Raw genomic sequence first — 8,880 nt, forward strand, 5'->3', positions numbered from 1 at the left:
AGCGGATTTTCTAAATAAAGCCTGATTTACTAAAGCTTTACTAAACGACTTAGGAATGAGAATTAAATAACTTCCACAAGTTTGTGGGATGGGCGTCCCGCCCGTCCAAAAAGGACGGGCGGGACGCCCATCCCACAATAAAAATTAAAATTGTAAGTTATTTAATTCGCGATCCTTACGCAGATCCACTACTTTTGCCAAAAAAGCCCACATTTACCCTATCGCCGCAGTTTTCCCTTGCACCGCAGCGCTAAATATTAATGATTATTCAGCCTCGCAAATAATTTTCCACACAGGCCTTGACATCCACAGAAGCGCGTGTCATGATTAAGTTGAGGAATAAGTCAACATAGGTGAAAACTATGGCAAGGCAAGCAAAACAATCATCTCAAGTCAAAAGTTCCAGCAGCCAAGCAGCCTCCAATACTCGCACCAAATTTACCCTCTACAATTTTGCCGGAAACGCAAAGGCATTCTATCTAGTCGATCGCATAAATTTAGAAAGAACACCAGGCGATATCCCAGAAAAATCCGTCGCTCACAGCATCATCATCATCGACCGTTCCGGCTCAATGTATTATGACTTAGAACCGCTGAAAGAAACCCTAATTAAGCTTTTGACCTTAGACGAATACAACAATTACCAGCTAAGTGTCAGCCTGATTTCCTACGCTAGCAATGGGGACGTAATTTGTCACTTCCAGCGAATTCCCATTCAAGAAGTGCTGAAATTTGACTCTCAATACATTAAAGAAATTCAAAAAATCCACACGGCTGGCAGTACCTGCATATCGCAGTCGATGCAACTCGCTAAATCTCTGGTTAAGGCGGGAGAAATGACAGCGATTAATTTGCACACAGACGGCTATGCAAATGACCCCAGTGCCAATTCGGAAGCTGCAAAACTAGGGGAAATTTGCGAAGAAATAAAAGACATGGATGTGTTTGCCAACACGATATCCTATGCCTCTGCTGACTTCAAAATTCTCTCCAAGATCGCCAACACATTATCGGGAAATTGCATCCGCGCTGGCGAAGTCAAAATGGTTTATGATGCTCTTTACGACAGCACAAAACTGTTAGGCAGTTCCGTTGCACCGCCGCTGGAAGAACCGTTAATTAAGGAATATGATTATCAAGTTTTTGTTTCCAAAAGCGGCAAGAAAATCAACGGTTCATCGAGCACGCTGAAAATCTGCGGGCTGAAAGCAGACGATCGCGGACTGTTTTACAAATATCAGAAAGTCGCCAAAGATGAGTATGACAAGCTAGATGTTCCCGTTGCTCAAACTGATGAGTCGGTGTTTGCTTTTGCGAAAGCTAACCTCGCTGACGGCAATTTAAATACGGCTAAGTATGCGCTGGTGAGTACCTTCGACGCTACTTTGACGGAAAAACACGCGAAAGCTTTGACAAATGCCCAAATAGCCGAGTTTACGGAAGATTTGGAAGAGGCTGTTTTTGCGGCTGATGTGTTGAAAAATCATGAAATTGGCGATCGGGTAAAAGTCAGCGATCAAATTTCCCTGCTGGAGTTAATCAAGATATTGGAGGAAAACAGCAACACCATCATCATCAACTTGAAACACTTGCAAGAAAATTATCAGCGAAAAGGTTTGAAGCGCATTGAAGGAAAGCGAGACGAAAACGGCAACCTTGTCAAGCCTTGGCTGAAAACAGAATTCTTAGATGGTGGCGAATACGTGCAAATGGGTTCATTTGCCATCAATCAAAATACCGCTACCATCAATATGCTGATTACCCGAAAAGCTAAGCTGGTAAAAGTTGAGGATGAAACTTTAATCGCAGAAGTGGCGGGAATTCTAGTTACAGACCTCAATACTTTCAACAATTATACCATTGTCAGCGACGGCGAAGTTAATATTAAGTCGCTGCGAACCAAAATCAGCAGCAAACCAGTGTTTGATTGGCTCAAAAAATGCGGTGTCCTTGAAAAAGACGGTTCGCCCGTGCAAGAATTTGACTTCCGTTCAGAGTACGATATTAAGTTAGAGACTTTGCCCCTCGTGCCTTTTGACGGGCGTTACGGCAGCCTTGAGGGAGTGTTTGAGGAACTCGCAGAAATCAAAATTCTCTCTAGCATTCTCTCGGCTCATTTGAAGGAGGAATCTGAGGCTTACACAGCGGAACAATTGGAAGAATTGAAACAGCATTATCTGTCCAAAAACCTTTACATCAACTTTCCGACGACGACGGAATACACAGATTTAAAAAGTGCGATCGCCAACGGTTCAGTAGATTCGCGAGTCAGCTACAAAATCGACATCGGCAGCAAAAACATCCTCAACTTCGGCAAATTGCACTCGGCCAACAAATTTCTCGATCGCCTTTATGAAGTTTACCACAAAAACACGGGCGAAAAGCTAGCAAAACCGACATTTGACATCACCTTAGATGAGCCTGTTGTCTTCGCACACAAAACGCTGTCATCCCGAACAAAAATCACCAAAGTTGACGACTTGATGAAACAGATTTTCGATGAGTTTTTGGGGTTGGAGGATAACGGAATTGTTAGCGCTACTTTAGCAAAAGTGGGTGCAGATAGTTTGCTGCGCCTTTTGCAAGCGAAATGGCAGGGAGAAGATGTCAAGCGAGACGAATTTGTCGCTGCTTTAGCTAATGCGAATGAGCGACTAGAAGCTTATGCCGAAAAAGTCTACAGGGAAAAAGTTTCACCGCTAGTTTTCTATATCGGTTCTACCGGACTTATCCCGGATGAAATGGAGGCAAAAGCGGCGACTGCTGAGGAAATTAATTCTAAATACGGCAACTTGCAATTTTCTAAAGATGAGCAAGAGGGGATGTTTTTTGAAGTGGGCGACTGCATTATTAGCGTGTATGCTAAGAATGAGTATTTCACGGTAGGAAAGTAGCAATTAGGGTGAATGTGTAAGGTTTGTAGTGAAGACTGAAGTCATCCTAAAAATCAGAGGACTTCAGTCCTCACTACAAACACTTTTTATTACGGGTAATTCACCAGATTTGACAGGATATCATGTCCGGTCAATTACCCTGATTCCTGTAGGGGCGGGTTCACCAACAATATTTGCTAAAAACCGACAATCTCAAAAACCCGCCCCGGCCTATGTATTATGCGCGATCGATCGGACATGGTATAATTTAAAACGGAATTTCCTCATCTTCATCTTCCACAGTCTTAGCCGTCATCCGCCAACTGGTAATATACTCAATTTGCACATCAATTTTGTTAATAGCTTCCCCTAACCGCTTTTGGATGTATTGAGTCAGCGTCACCATAAAATCTAACTCAACTCCCACAGATAGCGCAAGTTTTGCCAAGCTAGCAAAATCTACCTTCAAAATCGAGGAACTGGATAACTTAAAATCGGAAGTATTTTTCTTATTTTGCACCAACATTGCTTTTTTGATGCGCTCTTTCAGATGCTCAACTTCTGAATCCAGTAATTTCCATTCAGGCAAAATTTCTTGATACCTTTTCCCCAATGCTGTTAAATCCTCACTCTCCGGTTCCGGCGCAATTTTTTTAGTAGATTTCCGCCGTTGCTGTACATTAGAATTTAACCGCCAACTAGCAATATCCTCAACTTCCAAAGATGGATGAGCGATGAGTTGGCCTAACTGTTTTTGAATTTCTTTCGTCAGCGTCACCGGAAAATTCAACTCAATTCCCTCAGTTTGCGTCAGTCTGGCCAGCGTCATAAAATCAACTTTCATCGTTATCGAACTGGAAAGCTCAAAATAAGAACTGTCTTTGAGCTTTTGGGCCAGCATCCCTGCTTTAATGCGTTCTTTCACTTCAGCGATTTCTGAATCTAGCGGCTTCCACCGAGATTCTATTTTCTGATATTTTTCGCCCAATGCTGTCAAGTTTTCCGTTGCGGGTTCGGGGTAACATTGGGCAAGGATTTCTAGCAGGCGGCGATGCACTCCAGCTAAATAAACCGCATCCATCTTGGCATATTCTAGCTGCTTCTCGGTGAGGGGACGCTTTGCCCAATCGCCACTTTGTTCTGTTTTATCTACATAAGCAATGCCGCAAAGTGTTTCTATTAAAGTTTTGAGTTGTCGATTAGGTAAGGGCAGAATGTAAGTGGGAATCTTGCTCGCCATTTTTAATGTGCAAGTGACATTTTGAGCGTCGTCATTGCCTAGAAATCGGATGTCATAGCTGGCGTTGTGCAAGACTTTTTCAATATCGGGATTTACCATGATTTGGTTGATGAAATCTTTGGCCAATTCAGGTTTATCCAAGACATCTAGTAGAAAAGTACCATCTCCACTCGAATCTGTGGAGTCAGCTAACACCTGAATCAGAGATAATCTGGGGTTGGATTTATAGTCTGCTATTTCTGTGTCAACCCACAGGATTTTAGTTTGGGCAAATTTAGCGATGAGTGCTTTGATGTCGTTGGCTGCTGTTAAATAAGGCATTTTAATCGACTTTTGCTATTAACTTTTTGATTATATTATGCTATAGCAATTATCGGATCGATTGTCAACGATTCAAGCGCCGGATAGGGAATTGCAGTGTCCCTACAGGTATTTTTTCAGAATTAGTATTAAATTTTGATCGGTCTTGGATGCAGAAACCGGGAATAGCCGATCGCATTTTTACCATTCAGCAGTAAGGTACGCAGCGCGCACCTTACAAACTATTAACCTAGGACTATTCTGCCACTTCCTCAGATTCCGATTCTTCCGCCGATTCTTCACCAGCAGGCGGCACTAAAGCCACAGCTACGATCGAATCATCCTCATCTAACCGCTGCACCCGCACACCCGTTGCTGTGCGCGATTGGGTAGAAATTGCACTCACAGCCTGACGGATAATAATACCTCGGTTGGTAATGATCATCAATTCGTCATCTTCGTTGACAATTCGCAGGGCAGCTACCTGATCCTTACCCTTTTTCGACTTGAATTTAGTAGCCGTCAATCCCTTACCAGCCCGTCTTTGTAGGCGGAATTGAGAAACTGGAACCCGCTTGCCATAGCCGTTGGTGGTGATTACCAACACCGAAGGAACTTCGCTGCTAACTGTCGAAATTCCTTCGACCTCTTCGCCTTCACTTTCCTCGGCTTGCAGTTCTAATTCTTCATCTTCCACCTCCGCATCTTCAGTGTCCAATTCAGCAATTTCTGCTCCTTCAAATTCCGCTTCGTCCGTTTCTAATTGAGCAATATTAGCTCCCTCAAATTCGGAGTCTTCAGTTTCCAATTCAGCAATTTCGGCAACAATTGAACTGGGCAAAATGTCCATGCTTATCAATTCATCGCCCGATCGCAATTTCATTGATTTTACACCCCGCGTCGCGCGGCCGACTGGGCGCAACTGTTCGTGATTGGTGCGGAAATGAATTGCCATGCCTTGGCGCGTACCGATGATGATGCTGTCGCCAACTTTTGCTCTCCGTACCCAGCGCAGTTGGTCGCCTTCTTCTAGAGAAATCGCGATTAATCCATTAGTGCGGATGTTGCCAAAAGCGGAAAGTGCGGTTTTCTTAATGTAGCCGCCGCGAGTCAGCATGACCAAGTATTCTTCGCTGGTGAATTCTGTGACTGACACCATAGAAGTGATTTTTTCTTCTATAGGAATCGGCAGCAGTTGCACCACGGGAGTGCCGCGGGCAGTCCGGGAACAGACGGGGATTTGATAAGCTTTGACAGAGTAAACTACGCCCCTGTCGCTGAAGAACAAAACGCTATCGTGATCGCAGCAGGAAAGGAAATGTTCTACTCCGTCGTCTTCTTTCATTTTCGCGCCTGCTTTGCCGCGAGTAGCGCGACTTTGGGCCTCGAAAGTGCTGACAGGCATCCGCTTGATGTAGCCTTGCTCTGTGATCAGAATAATTGCTTGTTCGTTGGCAATTAAATCTCTTTCATCGATTTCTCCTTCGGCGTGTTCGATGACACTGCGTCTAGGAGTGGCGATTTTGGTTTGGATTTCGACTGCTTCAAATTCGGCGATTTCTAAGATGCGTTCCCGCCGCGCTAAGATATCTTCCAAATCGGCGATTTTAGTTCGCAGTTCTTCGTGTTCTTGCTGAATCTTTTGCGCTTCCAATGCTGTCAAACGCCGGAGCTGCATTTGCAGAATTGCGTCTGATTGCTGTTCAGAAAGACCGTAATTATCCATCAATTCTTGTTTGGCTGCTGCGGAGTCGGCTGCGGCGCGAATTAGGTGAATAATTGCATCTAAGTTGTCTAGGGCAATTAATAACCCTTGCAGAAGGTGGTCGCGTTCTTCTGCTTTGCGGAGCTCATATTGAGTCCGGCGAGTAATTGTCTCAATGCGGAAGTCTAGGAAGACATTGAGGAATTGCGAGAGCGTAAGTAGTTGGGGTTCCCCATTTACTAGCGCTAACATATTGGCTCCAAAGTTGGCTTGGAGGGGTGTTTGTTTATAGAGGTTGTTGAGGACAACGCGGGGATAGGCGTCGCGCTTGAGTTCGATCACGATCCGCATTCCGTCTCTATCGCTTTCGTCGCGAATGTCGGAAATACCATCTAATCTTTTGTCGTTGACAAGTTCGGCAATTTTCTCAATTAGGGCTGCCTTGTTTGTTTGGTAAGGCAATTCGGTGATAATAATTGCTTCTTTGTCGGGGCGGCCGGGATGTTCGATGGTTTCAATGCCGGCGACTCCGCGCATTGTAATCGAACCGCGCCCGGTGGTGTAAGCATCGCGAATGCCGCCTCTACCGAGAATTTGCCCTCCGGTGGGAAAGTCCGGGCCGGGGATGTACTGCATCAATTCCAGATCAGTAATTGCTGGATTGTGAATTAGTGCTACTAAACCGTCAATTATTTCGCCTAAATTGTGCGGCGGAATGTTGGTGGCCATCCCTACAGCAATCCCGGAGGAACCGTTGAGCAAAATTTGGGGGATGCGTGCCGGGAGTACGAGGGGTTCTTGCTGGGAACCGTCGAAGTTGTCGCCGAAATCAACTGTTTCCGAGTCGATGTCGCGCAGCATGGAGTCGCTAGTCAAAGCTGTGAGGCGACATTCTGTGTACCGCATGGCAGCGGGCGGGTCGTTGTCAACGGAGCCGAAGTTGCCGTGGCCGTTGATCAGGCGTTCCCGCATGGAGAAATCCTGAGCCATCCGCACCAGGGCGTCGTAAACCGCTGTGTCTCCGTGCGGGTGATACTTGCCCAGCACCTCCCCCACGACGCGGGCGCATTTGCGGAAAGGTCGATCGGGAGTCAAGCCCAATTCGTTCATGGCGTAGAGAATGCGTCGGTGAACGGGCTTGAGACCGTCCCTGGCATCTGGTAGCGCCCGACCGACAATTACGCTCATGGCGTATTCCAAGTACGATCGCGACATCTCATTACCCAGATCCGTCGGGATTATCCGCGACTCAGAGGTGCTCATAGGTTGAAAAACTCCGTTAAAAATTTAAATTTGACCGCTATAAATCTCAAAAATGCGATAAAATCGGTTTGGATTCAGTAGAGCTGCCAAATATTGCAAATTACTCCTGAAATTATATCACAATTTGCCTTGGAATTTATGGGAAAGTTGCCAGAAAATTTAAGGGACGAAACAAGCACAATTGATAATTTGTCAGTTGGTGATTTTGTCAGCAGTTGGCCAAAGCTAGAAAGTTTTTTTTAGGCGGTCGCTTTTCATGCTTTCGTGAGTTTTTTTGACGACCATATAAGAAATTAAAATGGTTACTCGCTCGAAATTTTAATTTCACAAAACCGAAGGCATTCTTAAAGCAAACTAAAAATCTAAAATCTAAAATCTAAAATCTAAAATCAGCCGATGCTACCCGTCATCTACTCCGAAGATTTCTTGCTGCACAAGACTGGAATGCTTCACCCAGAGCGACCAGAACGTTTAACGGCGATCGTCAATGCTCTGAAAGCTGCTCCCTGGGCGGATCAAATTGAATGGCAACTGCCCACCCCAGTGGCGCAGCGCGAACAACAACTGTTCTCGGCTATCAAAAAAGTTCACTCGCAAAGATACATCAAAGAAATCGAACATTTGGCTCATCGGGGAGGCGGCTACCTCGACGGTGATACGCCGATTTCTGCTGAAAGTTACGATGTAGCGCTGCTAGCGGCGAGTGCTTGGCTCGATGGGGTCGATCGAGTGGTGGCTGCGGGGGAACCGGCTTTTGTGCTGGCCAGGCCACCGGGACACCACGCCGAAAAAGCCCGCGCGATGGGTTTTTGCTTGTTTTCCAATGCTGCCATCGCCACTCACTACGCCTTGGAACAGCCGGGAATCAACCGCGTCGCCATCCTCGACTGGGACGTGCACCACGGCAACGGCACTCAATCTTTGGTGGAAAACTGCCGGCAAATTGCCTACTGTTCCCTGCACCAATCTCCGTGCTATCCGGGAACGGGAGATGCCGAGGAGCGCGGTGCCTACGACAACGTGCTGAACATTCCCCTGTATCCCGGCAGTGGCATAGCTGAATACCTGAGCGCCTTTGAATCTCTTGTCGTGCCTTTTTTGTCCAAATTTGAACCGGATTTGTTGATTGTCAGCGCCGGTTATGACGCTACTGCGTCCGATCCGCTGGCGAGCATGACTCTGATGCCGTCAGATTTCGGTACTTTCACCGGATACTGCCTGCAACTCACCCGCCGCATCGCCTTTGGTTTGGAGGGGGGTTACGCGCTGAAAGATTTGGCAGAGTCGGTTGTGGCGACTATTGACCGATGCCTCAATTAGCTGGAAAATTGGCATAGGGGAAAATGAGGTTGAGAACCCATGAGGACGAGATGGAGAGTTTTTGAGGGCGATCGGGCTGCAAGGGCCTTTTTCCCTCTGACTTCTGACTTCTGACTTCTGACTTCTGACTTCTGACTTCTGACTTCTGACTTCTGACTTCTGACTTCTGACTTCTGACT

General features: G+C 46.1%; 5 protein-coding genes. 2 read left to right on the forward strand and 3 right to left on the reverse strand.

Annotation, left to right across the window (positions count from 1 at the left end):
* Positions 1–362: 362 nt before the first annotated feature.
* Complete coding sequence (locus QUA16_RS18620) at positions 363–2,894, forward strand: VWA domain-containing protein (RefSeq protein WP_333104886.1); 2,532 nt, start codon at positions 363–365, stop codon at positions 2,892–2,894.
* Positions 2,895–3,141: 247 nt separating this feature from the next.
* Here QUA16_RS18620 and QUA16_RS18625 read toward each other — a convergent pair whose 3' ends face one another.
* Positions 3,142–4,434, reverse strand: coding sequence for a ribonuclease D (locus QUA16_RS18625; RefSeq protein ID WP_333104887.1), 1,293 nt, complete (start codon positions 4,432–4,434; stop codon positions 3,142–3,144).
* A 235-nt stretch (positions 4,435–4,669) separates the two neighbouring features.
* A complete protein-coding gene (gyrA, locus tag QUA16_RS18630; protein WP_333104888.1) occupies positions 4,670–7,381 on the reverse strand; it encodes a DNA gyrase subunit A in 2,712 nt (903 codons plus the stop codon).
* A 396-nt stretch (positions 7,382–7,777) separates the two neighbouring features.
* Here gyrA and QUA16_RS18635 point away from each other — a divergent pair, with 396 nt between their 5' ends.
* Positions 7,778–8,701 carry a histone deacetylase gene (locus QUA16_RS18635; protein ID WP_333104890.1) on the forward strand — a complete coding sequence of 308 codons (924 nt, stop codon included), beginning with the start codon at positions 7,778–7,780 and terminating at the stop codon, positions 8,699–8,701.
* Here QUA16_RS18635 and QUA16_RS18640 read toward each other — a convergent pair.
* A partial coding sequence (locus QUA16_RS18640; RefSeq protein ID WP_333181292.1) for a hypothetical protein occupies positions 8,698–8,880 on the reverse strand: 183 nt, incomplete at its 5' end. The two genes, QUA16_RS18635 and QUA16_RS18640, sit on opposite strands and share 4 nt — an antisense overlap.

Source organism: Microcoleus sp. S13_C3 (assembly GCF_036700905.1).
Taxonomy (GTDB): Bacteria; Cyanobacteriota; Cyanobacteriia; order Cyanobacteriales; family Microcoleaceae; genus Microcoleus.

What these genes read in the sequence shown, in the direction of transcription:
- QUA16_RS18620 (WP_333104886.1), top strand. Translation starts at nt 363, where the DNA reads ATGGCAAGGCAAGCAAAACAATCATCTCAAGTCAAAAGTTCCAGCAGC.
- QUA16_RS18625 (WP_333104887.1), bottom strand. Translation starts at nt 4,434, where the DNA reads ATGCCTTATTTAACAGCAGCCAACGACATCAAAGCACTCATCGCTAAA.
- gyrA (WP_333104888.1), bottom strand. Translation starts at nt 7,381, where the DNA reads ATGAGCACCTCTGAGTCGCGGATAATCCCGACGGATCTGGGTAATGAG.
- QUA16_RS18635 (WP_333104890.1), top strand. Translation starts at nt 7,778, where the DNA reads ATGCTACCCGTCATCTACTCCGAAGATTTCTTGCTGCACAAGACTGGA.